This is a genomic window from Paenibacillus sp. MAH-35 (genome assembly GCF_058135425.1).
The window spans coordinates 28,084-43,668 of the sequence record NZ_JBYUPU010000048.1 but is presented as its reverse complement, the minus strand read 5'-3'; the positions used below and the strand labels follow the sequence as shown (position 1 = coordinate 43,668).

The window sequence follows — 15,585 nt, the reverse complement described above, 5'->3', positions numbered from 1 at the left end:
ATGAAAAGACCTCAGATTCCACGGTAAAGTGGGGACTGAGGTCCTTGTTCTCAAGGCTGATCGGATTGGAGCGGGGCTCACTAGAATCGCAAAGTGACTTTCGGACAGCCCGCTTCTCTTCAAAATGGACACCATGCCGCAGGCCGTTCATCCCAGCAAATTGAACCTTGTGCCGCCGCTTATGAGCAAGAGAGAACCGAACAAGAGTGGTTTATGCGGGGGTGGTTTGTCCCCTTTATTCTTTCACTCTGATCAGGCACGGACCGGAAAACGCGGGGGATCGGTTACTTCTACTTCTCTTCCGCGAACGGCGCCGTTTTCTCGATCAGGCTGGCTGCGCGGCTCGTTACCCAGTCGAAGTTGCCTGCGGCAATCTCCTGGAGGTTGACTACGTAGCTGCCGATGCCTACCCCGTAGCAGCCGGCGCGGATGAAGTCGGCGATATTGTCCGTATCGACTCCGCCGACCGCCATCATCGGAATATGCTTCAGCGGGCCTTGCAGCTCCTTGATGTATCCCAGCCCCAGACTGGCGCTCGGGAATACTTTCACGGCGGTCGCCCCGGCTTTCCAGGCGCGAACGATTTCCGTCGGCGTCATAGCGCCCGGGAAGATCGGGATTCCCGCTTCTGCGCAGCGGCGGATAACGTCTTCGTCCGTATTCGGCGTAACGATAAACGACGCTCCGGCGTCAAGCGCCGTCTGCAAATCGCCGGTATCGAGCACCGTGCCGGCCCCGATATACATCCGGTCGCCGTGTGACTGCTGCAGGCGGCGGATCATATCCGGAGCTCCCGGCGTGTTCAGCGTAATCTCCATTACGGTGACGCCTCCGGCCAGCAGCGCGTCGGCAATGCGTTCCGCGTCGGATTCGCGCACGCCGCGGATGATCGTGATGATGCGCGTGCGATTTATTTCGGACAACCCCTGTTCGCGTTCCATCGATAGACCCTCTTTCAACTTAATGGTGTAGCTTATTTGTCTATTATAGCTTGGCCGTGCCCGGACGTCTAACCGGTCCGCCTTTTCATCGGAGCGAAGGTATGCTACTCTCAGGATTAGTGAACGATTGTACGACAAGAACGAAAGGGAGATTCCGATGAGTGACAATCAAGCGCAAGCGGCTGAACGAATCAAATTAACCTCGCTGTCTTCGAAAGGAGGCTGCGGTTGCAAGATCGGCCCCGCCGATCTGTCCCAGGTGCTGCGCGGCCTGCCTCCGGGCGTGCCGAACGCCGACCTGCTGGTCGGTCTCGATACGAGCGACGATGCCGGCGTATACCGGCTGACCGACGATCTCGCGATCGTACAGACGGTCGACTTTTTCACGCCGATCGTGGACGATCCTTACGACTTCGGGCAGGTTGCCGCGGCTAACGCGCTCAGCGACGTATACGCGATGGGCGGCAAGCCACTGACCGTGCTGAATATCGTTGCTTTTCCGATCCACAAGCTGGACAAGTCGATATTGACTGACATTCTCCGCGGAGCCGGGGACAAGGTGAAGGAAGCGGGAGCGACGCTCGTCGGAGGTCATTCGATCGACGACAACGAACCGAAGTTCGGCATGGCCGTTACCGGGACGATTCATCCCGGGAAAATCCGCACGAACGCCGGCGCCAAGCCGGGTGACACGCTGCTGCTGACGAAGCCGATCGGAGTCGGCATCCTGACGACATCGATCAAGAAGGACCAGCTGTCAGAAGCCGAGATGAAGCGGGTAACGCAAGTGATGACGACGCTGAACAAAACGGCGGCGGAAACGATGGAGCCGTTCGGCGTCAACGCCTGCACCGACGTGACCGGATTCGGACTGCTCGGACATGCGATGGAGATGGCCAAGGGAAGCAGCGTGGGCTTGCGCCTGTACCGGCCGGACGTGCCGGTGCTGCCGCGCGTGCGGGAGCTCGCCGAAGCGGGATTCGTGCCGGGAGGCACGAAAAACAATTTCGCGCACGTCCAGGACAGTGTGATGTTCGCGGACTCAATCGACCAGATCGGGCAATGGATTTTGGCCGATGCCGTCACTTCGGGCGGCTTGCTGATTGCCGTGCCGGCAAATGAGGCGGAGCAGCTGCTGGAAGCTCTGCTTGCGGCCGGCGTGGAAGCAGCGGCGATCGGCGAGGCCGTTGCCGATCACCCGGGCACGATCCGGGTGCTGGACGAGTCCCGAAGCGAGGTAAAGCGAGGTTGACGGCAGCGATGGAAGACATCACGATAGACAGGCTGCTGGAGCTCCAGGCCAGCCGTGAGCTGGTGTTGGTGGACGTGCGGTCGCCCCAGGAATATGAGGATTCGACGATTCCGGGCAGTCTGAATATCCCGTTTTTCGACGATCAGGAGCGCGCCGAGATCGGTACGCTGTACAAGCAGGTCAGCATTCAGGCGGCCAAAGACCGCGGACTCGAGATCATCTCCGCCAAGCTGCCCGGCTTTATCCGCGAGTTCGCCGCCATTCCCGGCCGGAAAGCGGTTTTCTGCTGGAGGGGAGGCATGCGCAGCCGGACTACCGCGACGCTGTTGTCGCTGATGGATATCCGGGTATACCGGCTGAGCGGAGGATACCGGGCGTTCCGCCGCTGGGTCGTAGAGACGCTGGAGTCGTACGAGTTCACCCAGAAGGCGGTCGTATTAAACGGCAATACGGGCTGCGCCAAGACCGCCATCTTGCGGCAGCTGGAGGAGGAAGGCTACCCGGTGATCGATCTCGAGCGTATGGCGGGTCACCGGGGATCGATATTCGGGCAAATCGGAGTGAAGCCGAACAACCAGAAAACGTTCGAGGCGCTGCTGGCGCTCCGGCTGGAGCAGTTGAAAAGTTCGCCCTACGTTCTGATGGAAGCGGAGAGCAAGCGGATCGGAAAAGTATGTCTTCCTCCGTTTCTTGCCGAGGCGAAAGACCGCGGACGGCAGCTCGTTCTCGAGCTGCCGCCGGAAGCGCGCGTCCGCTATATCGTGAGCGAATACGAGCCGCATCTGCACAAGGACGAGGTGCTGGACGCGTTCCGTCACATTAAGCGGAGAATTCATACGCCGGACGCTGCGGAGATCGAGCGAAGCATCCGCGAGGACCGCTTCTCCGACGCCGTCGCATTGCTGCTTACCGCTTACTACGATCCCCGCTACGAGCATGCCGGGGCCGGCCTTCTACCGGAGCAGAAGACGCACATACGCGCCGCGACCTTCGAAGAAGCGTATCGCCGGGTGAAAGAGCAGATTCACGAGTCCGAATAAGGCGGAGAGGACTGCCCCGATGTCCGGTGTGTGCCGCCGCTGGACAGGGCAGTCTTTTTTTGCTCTGCCAGTAAAAGTTTAAGTTCTTTACCGTGCTGAATGGAAGGGGGGCCTTCCTTGGCGGTAGTGAATGTATACTCAGGTCCGATGACTAACGAATCGGATCGTGCTTATGGCCGAAAAACGACGTTATTCCAGACGTAACGAATCCGGGGATCGTTATTAAACCTAAAGTGGAAAAAAACGATCCGATTTGCCGGAATAACAATCCAAGAGTTCGTTACAAATTCAAACGTCTCCATTCGGCTCTGATAACGAATGCCGGGTTCGTCAGCGATGCCACCGCATGAAGACGAAGAAGCTAGCCAAAATCACACTGGGTGTGAATTTGGCATGAACCGCGCGAAAATCACACTGGGTGTGAATTTGGCATGAACCGCGCGAAAATCACACTGGGTGTGAAGAACATTTTTTAGACCCCCTTATGGTGTTTTTTAGAAATAGACGCACGATTTTCACTTTTTTTTCATGGAAACTGTGTCAAATGGTGCCGGGTAGACTTATAATAGAAGTATGAACTGGGCATTCGTCCAGAGGCGTCTTGCTATAAAGAGGAGGTGTGTAGCGTTTTGATCATTCAAATCAGTGTAGCTTGTATCGCCGCCGCTTTTATCGTGCTCGTCTATTTTTTAGTCAAGACCTTGATATCTGCGAAAGCTTCCTTGGAACAAGTGACCGAAACGCTTGCGCACATCGACGCGAAAGTAGACGCGATCAGCCAGGAAACCGTCAAGCTGATGCACACGACCCAACAGATTACCGATGATGTACAAGGCAAGATGAAGTCTGTGGACACCTTGTTTCGATCCATCGGTCAAGTAGGGGAATCCGTCTCGCAAGTGTCGGCATCCGTCAAGCAGGTGTCGGCTACGGTCTCCGATTCCGTCAGGCGCGCCGGGGATCGGGTGAACCGGGAGCGCAACCAGGTAGCCGAGGTGATGGAATGGGCGACACTCGGTCTGCAATTGTGGCGAAAGTGGCAATCCCGCAAGCGTTCTGTCGAACAACTGCCCAAAAATCCGAACGAAAGGGTTGGGAATGATGTCTGAACAAAACGGAAGAGGGAAAGACTTTTTGATCGGTGCAGTCGTAGGAGGAGTGCTTGGAGCTGTTACGGCGCTGCTGTTCGCTCCAAAATCCGGCAAGGAGCTTCGTGCGGATTTGTCCGATCAGGCGCACAAAGTATCCGAGAAAACGCAAGAGCTGGCCGGTACAGTTGGCGTGAAGACGAAAGAATTGGCCGATACGGTCGGGGTGAAAACCCAGGAGATCGCCAAGCAGGTATCGGAGCAAACCGGCGAATGGGTACAAAAGGCGAAGGAAGTCGTCGAATCCGTATCCGACGAAGTGAAAGCGTGGAAAGATGCGCGCAAGGAAGTCGCCGTGGCGGAAGAGGAAATGATGCCGGCCGACGCCGAAGTGCTCGGACGCAGCACGATCAAATAACGAGTCTGCCCCAGGCCGCCCCGTCGGGGCGGAAGGCATAACCGAAAAGGCTGTCCCCGAGGTCCGCAGTATGGACCTGAGGGACAGCCTTTTGTGCGGGGAACGGCATGCTGCGTTCCACCACATTTGGATCACCATTTGGACGGATCGATCTTGCTGATGTCGAGCCCTTCCCAGACGTTGCGGATTTGCGCTTTCTCCGGATGATCGAAGACGAGGAAGGCGGTTGGCAAGTAGCGTTCGCCGTAAGGGCTCGCCGGTTTGTTAATGATCTCGTCTTCCTTGACCAGCACGGTGGACGAGCCGCCGTCCAGATTGGCGGCGATGACCGCCCCGTGCTCCAGGAAAATTTGCTGCACGTCGTACAGCGTTGCGCCGATGCTATGGGTTTGCCGTCCGTCGATAATCGCGAACAATATCGTACCGTCCGCGGTTTGCGCCATACACGTTCTCGGGGCGATCCCCCAGCCGCTAGCCTGGTCCTTGATCAGCCCTTTGCCGTCGACGATAAATTGCGGCTTAAACGTCACGGCCTCCTGAACGCCCATCGCCAGCATATCCGAAGGCTTGTGATTGCCGGCGATCATGCGGCCGTTCTTGTCGATGCCGACGATCGAGGTCGGCGTATTCATAGCGCCGTCGTTGTAGAAGATTTTGCCGCCCGAGATGACGATGCCCGTAGGCTGGAAGCCGTTCCCTTTCCATTCCGGATCGACGAAACCGCCTGCGTTAATACCGAGAGCGGCACCGGTGCGCTTCACCATGCTCGATACTTTTTCGCCTTTGCCGATTTTCTCGGGGACGGCGAGACGAATTTTTTTGGGATCGTATACTTTGACCAAATATCCTTTAAACTTGGGTCCTTCAATCGGTTCGATGTCGAAGATCGGCTTGTCCTGCTGCTCCAGCTCCACGGGAGTCGGGACGAAGACCGGCAGCGTGCTTTTGAGATCGGACATTTCATCGAACTGCTTCGTATAGCTGGCGACTTGACGCTCCAGCCCTTCCTGGCCGATCAAATATTTGGCCCAATGCCGGTGCTGGGTCGTGATCAGCGTGTCAGCCATCATATAACGGAATTGGGTTCCGGAAGGAGTCAGGAAAAACCAGCCGCCAAACAGCAGCGAAGCGAAAAAAAAGGAAAGCATAAACCGTCCAAGCCAGTTGATCTTGCGCCGTTTCGGTTTCTTTCTCCTCGGAGGGAGCGGCGCGGCGCCTCTGGCGGCCGGACGGGCGGCGTTTCTCGTTTCCATTCGCGCATCCTTTCCACGAAGTACAGATCAGAGTGGATACGTCTGCACAGCGGCATTCGTAACCTGCAAGGAGTTCTGACGTTGTACCAGCGAAGTTATTCGTTACTTTAAACGAACGAAACGGGAAAAAGTTTCACCCGTCCCGTACTCCGCCTAAAGTGCGACTATTCGCAAGTGGACGGCTCTAGCGTAAAACCTCGGACAAGTTGCGGTTCACCCGGATCAAATGCTCGAAGTCGGACACGGGCAACGGCGTGCTGAACAAGTACCCCTGGATCTCGTCGCAACCGTACCGCCGCAAAAATTCGAGCTGCGCCTTGGTCTCTACGCCTTCGGCGAGCGCCTTAATATTCATCTTGTGCGACATGGCGATGAGCGCCGTGACGATGGCGGCATTTTCCTCATCGGTCGTCAGCTCCTGGATAAACGACTGGTCGATCTTCAGCGTATGGACGCGAAACCGTTTCAGGTAGCTGAGCGAGGAATAACCGGTGCCGAAATCGTCGATCGAGATCCGGACGCCCAGTTCCCGCAGCTTGTCGATCGTCTCCACGATGTAGTTGACGTTTTTCATGGCGACGTTTTCCGTAATCTCCAGACAGAGCAGCTTCGGGTCCAGACCGGTCGTCTCCAGCGTTCCTTTGATCAGCTGGATAAACCCGGGCTGTTGAAACTGGTTAACCGAAATATTAACCGCCACTACGAGCGGAGGCAGCCCCTGCGCGATCCATTCTCCGTTCTGGCGGCACGCCTCCTTCAGCACCCAGTTGCCGATCGGAACGATCAATCCGGTCTCTTCGGCCAGCGGGATAAACTCGGCTGGAGAGATCATGCCGCGTATCGGATGCTTCCACCGGACAAGCGCCTCCATGCCGTAGATTCGGCCAGACCCGAGATCGACGATCGGCTGGTAATAAACCGTAATCTCGCTGCGTTCCATCGCCCGGCGAAGATCGATCTCCATATTGAGACGCTCGAGCGAGCGGATGTTCATCTCGGAGCGATACAGCTGGAACGTGTTGCCGCCTTTTTCCTTGGCGCGGTACATCGCGGTATCGGCATTTTTGATCAACGTGTCCGCGTCGGTGCCGTCGCTCGGGTATACGCTGATACCGATGCTGGAAGTGACATACAGATCGTGCTCCCCGTAAGTAAACGGTTCGCTGAACAGCTGCGGAATGAAGCTGGCGAACGTCAGCACTTCGTTAATGCTCGTAATATCGGTGAGCAGCACGATGAATTCGTCGCCGCCGAAGCGGGCTACCGTATCCTGGGGCCGTTTGTTCGCTTTCAGCTTGTCCGCCCAATATTTGAGAAGCTCGTCGCCGATATGATGACCGAGCGTATCGTTGATGACTTTAATCCGGTCCAGATCAATAAAAAGAACGGCCAGAATGGTGCCGGTTTTCTCGGAGCGATGAAACGCCTCGTTAAGCCGTTCGTGAAACAGAAGACGATTGGGCAGGTCGGTCAAAGCGTCGTGATACGCCATATGCCGGATCTTTCGTTCGGCTTTCTCCCGTTCGACGACAGCGCGGATCGTCGAATACGACCGGACGAAACGGTCGTCATCATGCGATTCGGCAATATCCCGCATTCGTTCTTCGAACGAATTGTCGCGAAGTCCCTCCTCTGCTTTGCTCAGTTTGGCGAGCCGGAGCATCTCCATCATATTCTCAACGTGTTCTTTATGTATCCTTGCGGCAGATGCGACCTTGGACTCTTGCGCCGAGCGATGATCGAAATACACGGTCCCCTTTTTGGAATCGTACTCCACGACATGGTTCATATTGACGACATTGGTTGTGTCAATCAGCCGAAACCCGTCCTCGAACAGCCATTCTTCGATGCTTTCCAGCGAAAGATCGAGGTAGAATTGATCGGTTTTCGTATGAACGACGTAATCCCGATTCCGGATCTTATCGATTTTTACTATATCGCTGGACGGGATCGTGATGATGTCTGAGCCTCTTTTGCCGTCACGAGTCACCGGAATTTTTTGCATCATTGCGTCAGCTCCGAAAATCTTAATGGATGTCGTCTATATATTTTACGACAAAAGTTACAAAACCTATATAGGAGATTAGTCTCACGTCCAGGTGCTGCAATTTGTAAAGTGAGATAGGAAATGCTTGCTAATGCTGGTTTTTCTGACTCATGTCCGTAAGAAGCTAGTAAGGGTTTCATTGAAAAAAGAGTTGAAAAATATGTCGATTTATGTCGAAAAATATTGATGTGCCCCTTAGATTACAGAGAACGCTCGGTTTTTTGGGAGCGAACGCTTCCGGCAGAGGGTCCGCGTTTCGTTCGTAGGTGTCAGGAGGCAGCTCTCCTTTCCGAATAAAACAATTTCCACTATAATGGTTATGGGCGCCGGGAAGCACCCGGTTGACCCTATCCTATCGAAATGATCGCTTAAACTCAAGGTTTATCCGTTTTTGCCGGCGGCGAAGAACGTTCCAACTGGCAAAAGCGCCGGAACCGACAAAAAGGAGTTCTTGCAGCATGCGCAAATTTTGGGCCGAAAACGGCCTCCACCTGTCTTGGGCGATCGCTCTCGTGGCGATGCTCGGCAGTTTGTACTTCTCCGAGGTGAAAGGGTACATGCCCTGCAAGCTGTGCTGGTATCAGCGCATTCTGATGTACCCGCAAGTTATCCTATTGGGAATAGCGGCGGCCCGCAAACAGCAGGTGTACATGTATGTGCTGCCGATGACCCTGCTCGGCGCGTGCATCTCGCTGTACCATTACCTGATGGAGAAGACGGACTGGATCAAGTCGAATTCCTTCTCGTGCGGCATCGTTCCTTGCGATGCGGAGTATATTAACTGGTTCGGCTTTGTGACGATCCCGTTCCTCGCCCTGACCGGGTTTGTGCTCATCTCCGCCATCCAGATCGCCATGTGGCGCATCGACCGCGCCCGCCGCGCTTAAGACTGCTTTACCCGAGTCCCCGTGACGCCGAACCGGCGGCGAAGCCGAGTGCGGATACGTTTCGGGGATTTGATTTCGGGCAGGAGATTTCAGACCGTCTGACAAGGAAACCGGAGATTGCTTGTCGAATACGTTAGGCAGAGCGAGGAGGGAACCTGAATGCGTACAATCAGCTCGATCTTAACCGCGGCTCTCGTAGCCGGGACGCTGCTGTCCGGCTGCTCCGATTCGGCGGGGAACGGGCCGCAGGGGGCTTCTCCCGACCCGGGACAGCCGTCCCAGAGCCAGCAGGAAGGCGGCAAAACGTCTGTCGCGTCCGACCCGGGGAAGAAAGGCGAGACGCCGGCCGCTCCGTCCAATGGAGGGAACGCTGCGCCTCCGGTTACGCCAGGCGATAAGACGGCCGAAGAGCCGAAAGCAGTCTCCAAGCCGGAACCGCCGAAGACCGGCCAACCGGCGGCCGAACAGCCGAAACCGGAACAGCCCCAAGCGGAGCAGCCGAAGGCGGAGCCTCCCAAATCCGAGCCGCCCAAGGAACCGGCCAAGCCGACCGCTGCGGACAAAAAAGCGGTGTCCTGGTATTACATGAAAAAGAAAAAGGGTGAGGTCCCGGGATTTCCGGCGGAAACGAAGCAGCTGAAGCCGGAGCAGAAAGCCGTATGGATCGGCAAAGAAAATACGGTGTATTTGACGATTGACGTCGGGGGAGAGCTGCTCGATTACGAGACGCTGCTCAAAAGCTTGAAGGACAATGAGGTCAAAGCGACGTTTTTCGTCACCGGCTACAACTTGAAGAACAATCCGGATTATATCAAGCTGCTGCTTGAGGAAGGCCACACGGTCGGGAATCATTCGATTACGCATAAGGATTTTACAACGCTGACCGATGAGCAGGTCAAAAAGGAAGTGGCCGATTACGAGAAGCTGTACAAGGACATCACCGGTCAGGAGCCGGTGAAGTTTTTCCGCTTCCCTTACGGCAAATACAGTATGCACCTGCTGACGCTAATGTCCGATCTGGGGTATACGTCCTACTTCTGGTCGACGGCGATGAAAGACTGGGAACCGCGCAAGAACGGGGCGGAGGATGCGTTCAACGACGTCACCGGCAACGTTCATGACGGCAACATTATTTTGATGCACCAGGCTTCCAAAGAAAATATCGAAGCGATGGACCGGATCTTAAAGGAAATCAAAAAAGACGGCTACAAATTCGGAACGTTGGATGAGCTGCAGAAATAGGCAGCCGATTGAAACGCAGGGCGCGAGGTCCGGGGCGAAAGCCTTGGGCCTTTCCTTTTGAAGCGGGGGCCGGGCCGGATCGGCTAGATGCGAGCAAAGCAGGCTCTTTCATGGGCAGCGGGAGTGGTACGTTTTGGAAGGGGAGCTCATATTGTAACATGTAAGCCTTACACATCGAAGTAAAGGAAGCGAACCTAGTGCAACAAGCGATCGCGATATTGGATTCCGGGGTCGGAGGGCTGACGGTCGCAAAAGAAGTCATGCGGCAGCTTCCGATGGAAAACATACTATACTTCGGCGATACGGCGAGAGCGCCGTACGGCCCCAGAGATTCGGAAGAAGTGCTCGAGTTCACCCGGCAAATCGTAGATTATCTGCTTCAGTTCGGTCCGAAAATGATTGTTATCGCATGTAATACGGCAACCGCCATCGCGCTGCACAATATCCGCTCGATGGTATCGATCCCTGTCGTCGGTGTAATTTATCCGGGTGCACGCGCGGCTATCAAATCGACGAGAAACGGAACGATCGGTGTGATCGGAACGGAAAATACGATTCGCAGCGGAGCTTATCAGCAAGCTCTCCAGTCGATCAATCCGTCGATCCGGGTCGTCAGTCTGGCATGTCCCAGGCTCGTACCTCTCGTGGAGAACCGGATGTTCCGTTCCGAGGAGGCGAAGCTGGTGGTGGAGCAATCGCTCCGGCCTATGCGGCGAAGCGACATGGATTGTTTGATTTTAGGCTGTACGCATTACCCGTATTTGTCGGAGGCGATATCGGATGTGGTCGGTCCGGATGTATCGCTTATCAGCTCGGCCGACGAGACGGCCCGCGAGATCAGCGCGATTTTGTATCACAGAGGTCAGCTGGCCGAGAACGGCGATCTGCCGGTACACCGTTTCTTTTGCAGCGGCAATCCCGGCCTGTTCCAGGCGATCGCTCAGGAATGGCTTGGCGAGGAAATGAAAATATCGCCGGTTGTATGGCAACTGACCCGTCTGTAAGCGAAAAAATCCCCTCCGGTGAAGGAGGGGATCGCGGCTGTCTGTTACTTGAACCGCCGATTGGGTAAAAACAAGGAGAAGAGCCAGACGCAGATCACTCTCCATACGGTCATAAAACCGGCAACCAATGGGAACGCTACGATGGCGAACGATCCGCCGGGCAGACGTCCGAGCCAGACGGACCGGAGGGCAAGCCCGATCGGAACGGCGATCAGGCAGGTAAGCAGCGCCCAACCGAATGCTTTGCGTGCGGAAGCGATCGAGCTGAGCCGGTACGTCCGGGCGATGGCAAGCGCGGCGATCCAGCCGATCACGAAGGGTACCGCTGTCTCCAGCGAAGCGGACAGCGAGAAGGACATATCGTGATCTTCCCTGCCCAGCAGGACGAAGATGAACAGGACAAGCAAATCTCCGGCGACAAGCGCGATTACAGGCATTTCGTTTCATTCTCCTTATTTCGTCACACCTAAGCGCGTTATACTAGCCACTAGCGGAAGGGAGGAATCGGCATGATCCGCAAGCTGTTGTCTTACAAACATTGGAGCACGGTAGCCAGACGCGTCTACCGGCTGCTCGTCTCGAAGGACGTGCCCGCCGGAGAGAAGCTGCTGTTCGGCGTTCCGGTGCTGCTGTATTGGGTGCTTCCGGATGCGATGCCGTTTCTTCCGCTGGACGATATCGCGGTTACGATGATTGCGATGAACTATTTCGCCGGCCGGGCCGAGCGGAAGTTCGGAATCCGCTGACGGCCTCACGTTTGCACCTTTTTGTCGTATTCCTCCTCCGGGAGCCGAATCCATCTGCGCAAATAACCTTGGTCGTACAGCGCTTTGACGAGAATGATCAGGATCGGCGATAAAATAACGCCGGCTACGCCGAACAGGGACAGCGAGACGATCATAAACGACAGCATCGTAAAGGCCGATACCCCGAGAGAGTCGCCGGTTATTTTTGGTTCCAGAATTTGTCGCGTTCCGACCACGATAGCAAGCAGTATCGAGAGAATGACAGCCAGCTTTGCATTGCCGATTACAAATAAATAGATGATCCAAGGGATAAATACGGTCGAAACCCCCAGCAGCGGCAGAACGTCGAAGATGGCGGACAGCAGCGCGATCGAGAAAGCGTTTTTGACGCCGAGCACAAGCAGCGCAATAAAGATGATGACGAAGGTCAGCGAGATCAGCAGCATCTGCGACTTAATATAGGTGACGATCCCTTTTAATACGTTTTCCTTGAGAAAGAAAAACGCTGTCTTGAATGTGCGCGGAGTTTTGTCCGTCGCGAACCGCTTCCACGTCTCGATCTCGATGCTTAAAAAGTAGGCGAGGATGATCCCGATCGCGAAATTGAACAAAAACGACGAGAACGAAGTCAACAGATTAAACAGTCCTCCGAGAAACGCGGTTGCGAGCTTCGCCCCTTTTTCGGTAATGACGGTCGAATATTCCTTCGCCTGCTGCAGCCAGTCGTCGGGAATCGTTTCCAGCTTCGACTGCCAGAAGCCCATATTGTTGACGATCTCCTGCTGGAGAATGGTGGCGTATACCGGTATCTTTTGAATGAGCTGATAGATTTGGGTGGTGAAGATAGCTCCGGCTCCAATAACGACGCCAAGGATGACGACGACGAACACAAGCGTAGATATCGAGGTGGCGATCGACTTCTTCAGTCCTCTGCGGTTCAAAAACCGCGCAAACGGCTCGATAACGACGAAGATGGCGAAGGCCAAAAAGATCGGCGTCGCGATCCGGTACAAGTAGCTGAAGGCGAGCATGAACAAATAGATGGTCAACACCATCAGACCGATGTCGAATGCGGTCTTGTAATATTTCCGATAAAACGAAAGCATGGGTTCACCTCGAAATGGGATGGGCTTTTCATCATTTTATCGGTTTGCGAAATGGAAGTCCACAAAAGTTAGACGATGCCGGGAAAACGTGGTATCATTTTGAAGGTGGAACACGTCACGTCACGCAAAGGAGTGGGATCAATGAACGTCAAAATAACAAGAAGCGCGGCGAAGGTGCTTTTGAAGGAACTGGATCTGGAAGAAAACAAGGGGCTAAAGGTGCGGGTTAAGGTCGACTTTACGCATGGCAACCATGTCCACTACGCTCTTGGACTGGACGAGCCTACAGATGAAGACATCATTGTCGCCACGGATAAGGGCATCGATGTCGTGCTGGAGAAAAGCGAGCAGATGCTCGATGGCGTCAGAATCGACTATTTGTACTTGCCGAACGAAGGGTTTGTCATCACGAATCCTAACAAGGGCAACCACGGCGATCATTGATCACATGCCGGACTTTAAACCAGGTTTGACTCCAGAGCAAGCATGCTGCTCTGGCTTTGGATCAGAGTGCGTAAGCACAGCGGGAAGAGGTACGGATCATGGCCAATGACATCCGCGTTTGCGACAAGTGCAAACATATGAAGATGAAGACGACGCTGTCCAAGCTGCAGAAGCTTGCTCCGGATACGGATATCAAAGTGGGCTGCAAGTCGTATTGCGGTCCTTGCTCACGGGCGGCGTTTATTTTCATTAACGGCCGCTATGTCACGGCACCGACCGAAGACGAAGCGATCGAGAAGGCGCTCAAATATATAAAGGCGTGATCGTCTGGCAACTATGCGCCTTACGAAGCACCTCCCGGCAATCATCGGACAAACGTTAGCGTTTCTCCGTTGTGATTCCCAGGGGGTGCTTTTTGGCATGCCGTTAGGCGGGAGCGGATCATTCGAAATGAATTTGAACGATCACTCAAGCATGGTCCGGCGCAGCCTTAACGCTTCGGCTTCGGACTTGGCTTGGCCGGTCCTCTTCTGCGGGTAAACCGGCTTTGGCGATGCTTGATCAGATAGTAGCCGTTCCAGACGCCAGCGATCCCCCCCAGCACCAGTACCGTCTGCATCCACAGGTCGTCCTTCTGGTATAGGAATACGAGTATAGACGTTACGGCAAAGGCGATCGCGATGATTAGCTCGACGATGACAAGCAAGAGCAGTTTGTTGGAACGCATGATGTTCTCTCCTTTTCGAGGTTGGCGGTTGCCCGGACAATCGGCTGCTCCTTCTATCATAACAAAAAGCAGGCGCACTACGATACAGCCTGTCCCGCTTCATGGTATATTAAAAGTAAAAAGAAGTGAGCAGCCTGGAGGGAGAGATCATATGGAACTGATTTTTATAGCGGCTCTGATCATCGTGATCGTGTTGTTTCTGATAACCCGGCTTACCGGCAAGAACAAGTCCCGGGCCGCAGGTAGACGAGGGGGACCGGTCCGCAAAAGCGCGCCGCCGAACCGCAAAGAGTATCGGACAGGCGTCTTGCCAGTTCATCTCGGTCTAGCCTCGGACATTCCGCTGACGTCTATGGCGCGTGAGCTGGAGTCGGCGTTTCAGACGATGTTCGTACCGCAGCTCAAGCGGCGGGTGCTCGATAAATATCCGCGTATGACCGAGGCGGAGTACGACTGGAAAGTTCTCGAGTTGAAACGGTATTTGCTGATGAATGCGGTTCTGCCCGGAGTGCCGATGTTTAGCCGCGAAGTAGACGATATTTGGCATGAGATGCTGATGTTTACCCGCGAATACGAGACGTTCTGCAACAGCTGGTACGGACGGACCGTTCACCATGCGCCGCACGGAGAAGCGGCGCCGATGCCCGGAGAGCGGGCATGGTTCGATTGGGTGTACAGCCAGCTGTTCGTGCCGACGGAATACAGCGGGCAAATCTGGCGCGGATTTTTCCGTTATCCGCTGGATGCGCAGCTGCTGGAGGAAGTGGAGCGGCAATCGCCGGACAAGCTTGCCTCGTCCCGTTTCAATCGCGCCTCGATGGACGCAAGTCCGGAGGCGGAGAAAACGGTCGGATTGCTGATCGGCAGATTGAAGGAACAGATCGGCAACGCAAAAATGGCAGATGGGAACGAACCGGACGGCAAACCTGTAATGCGCGATCCCAAACATACGTCCGGAGCGAACCATTCAAATACGGCCGACTATACGATGCTTGCAACGTCGATGGTGATGTTCTCGGTTATCGACCCGATGGGTTATAACGAGCAGATGGAGGAAGTGCTGCCGGAGGAGGAGAAGAAAAACCAGGCTTCGTGCGGCTCGTCATCCTGTTCCGGGACGTTCGGCGACGACCGTTCCGACTCCCGGGACTCCGATGATTCCGGCAGCGGTTCCGATGGCGGCTCCGACGGCGGCTCGTCCGGAGATTCCGGAAGTTCCGGAGGCTCCTCGTCGTGCAGCTCGTCCTCGTGCTCTTCGGGGTGCGGCGGCGGGGGAGACTGACGGCCGCTCCAGCGGTGCCCGGTACTCGATCCAGAGCCCCAAAAACAAACCCCGCCTTTTCCGGCTGACCGGAGGAAGGCGGGGTTTCGTGTTAGTAGGAGCGATCCG

General features: G+C 55.4%; 17 protein-coding genes. 11 read left to right on the top strand and 6 right to left on the bottom strand.

Translation table 11 applies throughout. From position 1 onward, the window contains the following. Window positions 1-290: 290 nt before the first annotated feature. Window positions 291-941: a bifunctional 4-hydroxy-2-oxoglutarate aldolase/2-dehydro-3-deoxy-phosphogluconate aldolase gene (locus AC3Y2E_RS30275; RefSeq protein ID WP_379217039.1), complete on the bottom strand. Its 651-nt coding sequence runs from the start codon at window positions 939-941 to the stop codon at window positions 291-293. Between the two features lie 157 nt (window positions 942-1,098). Between AC3Y2E_RS30275 and selD the strand changes: the two genes are divergently transcribed. The 4 genes from selD (at window position 1,099) to AC3Y2E_RS30255 (ending at window position 4,739) form a co-directional block, all read left to right on the top strand. Next, a complete protein-coding gene (gene selD / locus AC3Y2E_RS30270) occupies window positions 1,099-2,193 on the top strand; it encodes a selenide, water dikinase SelD (protein WP_379217038.1) in 1,095 nt (364 codons plus the stop codon). An 8-nt stretch (window positions 2,194-2,201) separates the two neighbouring features. Then, window positions 2,202-3,233 (top strand): tRNA 2-selenouridine(34) synthase MnmH, encoded by a 1,032-nt coding sequence (gene mnmH, locus AC3Y2E_RS30265; RefSeq protein ID WP_379217051.1) that lies wholly within the window; start codon window positions 2,202-2,204, stop codon window positions 3,231-3,233. Window positions 3,234-3,862: 629 nt separating this feature from the next. Then, window positions 3,863-4,342 (top strand): DUF948 domain-containing protein, encoded by a 480-nt coding sequence (locus AC3Y2E_RS30260; protein WP_379217037.1) that lies wholly within the window; start codon window positions 3,863-3,865, stop codon window positions 4,340-4,342. Then, window positions 4,332-4,739, top strand: coding sequence for a YtxH domain-containing protein (locus AC3Y2E_RS30255; protein ID WP_379217036.1), 408 nt, complete (start codon window positions 4,332-4,334; stop codon window positions 4,737-4,739). The genes AC3Y2E_RS30260 and AC3Y2E_RS30255 overlap by 11 nt, the downstream gene beginning before the upstream one ends. Before the next feature lie 131 nt (window positions 4,740-4,870). On the opposite strand, the gene AC3Y2E_RS30250 is transcribed toward AC3Y2E_RS30255, so the two are convergent. Further along, window positions 4,871-5,992, bottom strand: coding sequence for a phosphodiester glycosidase family protein (locus AC3Y2E_RS30250; protein ID WP_379217035.1), 1,122 nt, complete (start codon window positions 5,990-5,992; stop codon window positions 4,871-4,873). Window positions 5,993-6,176: 184 nt separating this feature from the next. Then, entirely contained in the window at window positions 6,177-8,000 is a 1,824-nt protein-coding gene (locus AC3Y2E_RS30245; protein WP_379217034.1) for an EAL domain-containing protein, read from the bottom strand. Window positions 8,001-8,497: 497 nt separating this feature from the next. Between AC3Y2E_RS30245 and AC3Y2E_RS30240 the strand changes: the two genes are divergently transcribed. The 3 genes from AC3Y2E_RS30240 to racE all read left to right on the top strand — a co-directional run bounded on the left by AC3Y2E_RS30240 (window position 8,498) and on the right by racE (window position 11,172). Next, window positions 8,498-8,926 carry a disulfide oxidoreductase gene (locus tag AC3Y2E_RS30240; RefSeq protein WP_379217033.1) on the top strand — a complete coding sequence of 143 codons (429 nt, stop codon included), beginning with the start codon at window positions 8,498-8,500 and terminating at the stop codon, window positions 8,924-8,926. 159 nt (window positions 8,927-9,085) lie between these two features. Further along, window positions 9,086-10,168 carry a polysaccharide deacetylase family protein gene (locus tag AC3Y2E_RS30235; protein ID WP_379217032.1) on the top strand — a complete coding sequence of 361 codons (1,083 nt, stop codon included), beginning with the start codon at window positions 9,086-9,088 and terminating at the stop codon, window positions 10,166-10,168. 197 nt (window positions 10,169-10,365) lie between these two features. Beyond that, window positions 10,366-11,172, top strand: a complete 807-nt coding sequence (racE, locus tag AC3Y2E_RS30230) for a glutamate racemase (protein ID WP_379217031.1) — start codon at window positions 10,366-10,368, stop codon at window positions 11,170-11,172. Between the two features lie 44 nt (window positions 11,173-11,216). Here the strand turns inward: racE and AC3Y2E_RS30225 are convergent, their stop codons facing one another. Continuing rightward, window positions 11,217-11,609 carry a DUF3054 domain-containing protein gene (locus tag AC3Y2E_RS30225; RefSeq protein WP_379217030.1) on the bottom strand — a complete coding sequence of 131 codons (393 nt, stop codon included), beginning with the start codon at window positions 11,607-11,609 and terminating at the stop codon, window positions 11,217-11,219. 72 nt (window positions 11,610-11,681) lie between these two features. Between AC3Y2E_RS30225 and AC3Y2E_RS30220 the strand changes: the two genes are divergently transcribed. Beyond that, window positions 11,682-11,918: a hypothetical protein gene (locus AC3Y2E_RS30220; RefSeq protein WP_379217029.1), complete on the top strand. Its 237-nt coding sequence runs from the start codon at window positions 11,682-11,684 to the stop codon at window positions 11,916-11,918. Window positions 11,919-11,923: 5 nt separating this feature from the next. On the opposite strand, the gene ytvI is transcribed toward AC3Y2E_RS30220, so the two are convergent. Beyond that, window positions 11,924-13,024 (bottom strand): sporulation integral membrane protein YtvI, encoded by a 1,101-nt coding sequence (gene ytvI, locus AC3Y2E_RS30215; RefSeq protein ID WP_379217028.1) that lies wholly within the window; start codon window positions 13,022-13,024, stop codon window positions 11,924-11,926. A 141-nt stretch (window positions 13,025-13,165) separates the two neighbouring features. Between ytvI and AC3Y2E_RS30210 the strand changes: the two genes are divergently transcribed. Together AC3Y2E_RS30210 and AC3Y2E_RS30205 are read left to right on the top strand one after the other, a co-directional pair. Next, window positions 13,166-13,468: a HesB/IscA family protein gene (locus AC3Y2E_RS30210; RefSeq protein ID WP_379217027.1), complete on the top strand. Its 303-nt coding sequence runs from the start codon at window positions 13,166-13,168 to the stop codon at window positions 13,466-13,468. A 98-nt stretch (window positions 13,469-13,566) separates the two neighbouring features. Beyond that, the gene (locus AC3Y2E_RS30205) at window positions 13,567-13,791 is read left to right on the top strand and encodes a YuzB family protein (RefSeq protein WP_190928723.1); all 225 of its coding nucleotides are present in this window, start codon (window positions 13,567-13,569) and stop codon (window positions 13,789-13,791) included. 167 nt (window positions 13,792-13,958) lie between these two features. Here AC3Y2E_RS30205 and AC3Y2E_RS30200 read toward each other — a convergent pair whose 3' ends face one another. Beyond that, a complete protein-coding gene (locus AC3Y2E_RS30200; protein ID WP_379217026.1) occupies window positions 13,959-14,195 on the bottom strand; it encodes a hypothetical protein in 237 nt (78 codons plus the stop codon). A gap of 151 nt (window positions 14,196-14,346) precedes the next feature. On the opposite strand from AC3Y2E_RS30200, the gene AC3Y2E_RS30195 reads away from it, so the two are divergent. Then, window positions 14,347-15,477 (top strand): glycine-rich domain-containing protein, encoded by a 1,131-nt coding sequence (locus AC3Y2E_RS30195; protein ID WP_379217025.1) that lies wholly within the window; start codon window positions 14,347-14,349, stop codon window positions 15,475-15,477. Window positions 15,478-15,585: the final 108 nt, after the last annotated feature.

Excerpts from the sequence above, each read along its gene's own strand:
- AC3Y2E_RS30275 (WP_379217039.1), bottom strand. The coding sequence starts at position 941 with ATGGAACGCGAACAGGGGTTGTCCGAAATAAATCGCACGCGCATCATC.
- AC3Y2E_RS30250 (WP_379217035.1), bottom strand. The coding sequence starts at position 5,992 with ATGGAAACGAGAAACGCCGCCCGTCCGGCCGCCAGAGGCGCCGCGCCG.
- AC3Y2E_RS30195 (WP_379217025.1), top strand. The coding sequence starts at position 14,347 with ATGGAACTGATTTTTATAGCGGCTCTGATCATCGTGATCGTGTTGTTT.
- mnmH (WP_379217051.1), top strand. The coding sequence starts at position 2,202 with ATGGAAGACATCACGATAGACAGGCTGCTGGAGCTCCAGGCCAGCCGT.
- ytvI (WP_379217028.1), bottom strand. The coding sequence starts at position 13,024 with ATGCTTTCGTTTTATCGGAAATATTACAAGACCGCATTCGACATCGGT.
- AC3Y2E_RS30240 (WP_379217033.1), top strand. The coding sequence starts at position 8,498 with ATGCGCAAATTTTGGGCCGAAAACGGCCTCCACCTGTCTTGGGCGATC.
- AC3Y2E_RS30220 (WP_379217029.1), top strand. The coding sequence starts at position 11,682 with ATGATCCGCAAGCTGTTGTCTTACAAACATTGGAGCACGGTAGCCAGA.
- AC3Y2E_RS30255 (WP_379217036.1), top strand. The coding sequence starts at position 4,332 with ATGATGTCTGAACAAAACGGAAGAGGGAAAGACTTTTTGATCGGTGCA.
- selD (WP_379217038.1), top strand. The coding sequence starts at position 1,099 with ATGAGTGACAATCAAGCGCAAGCGGCTGAACGAATCAAATTAACCTCG.
- AC3Y2E_RS30210 (WP_379217027.1), top strand. The coding sequence starts at position 13,166 with ATGAACGTCAAAATAACAAGAAGCGCGGCGAAGGTGCTTTTGAAGGAA.
- AC3Y2E_RS30245 (WP_379217034.1), bottom strand. The coding sequence starts at position 8,000 with ATGATGCAAAAAATTCCGGTGACTCGTGACGGCAAAAGAGGCTCAGAC.
- AC3Y2E_RS30225 (WP_379217030.1), bottom strand. The coding sequence starts at position 11,609 with ATGCCTGTAATCGCGCTTGTCGCCGGAGATTTGCTTGTCCTGTTCATC.
- AC3Y2E_RS30205 (WP_190928723.1), top strand. The coding sequence starts at position 13,567 with ATGGCCAATGACATCCGCGTTTGCGACAAGTGCAAACATATGAAGATG.
- AC3Y2E_RS30235 (WP_379217032.1), top strand. The coding sequence starts at position 9,086 with ATGCGTACAATCAGCTCGATCTTAACCGCGGCTCTCGTAGCCGGGACG.
- AC3Y2E_RS30200 (WP_379217026.1), bottom strand. The coding sequence starts at position 14,195 with ATGCGTTCCAACAAACTGCTCTTGCTTGTCATCGTCGAGCTAATCATC.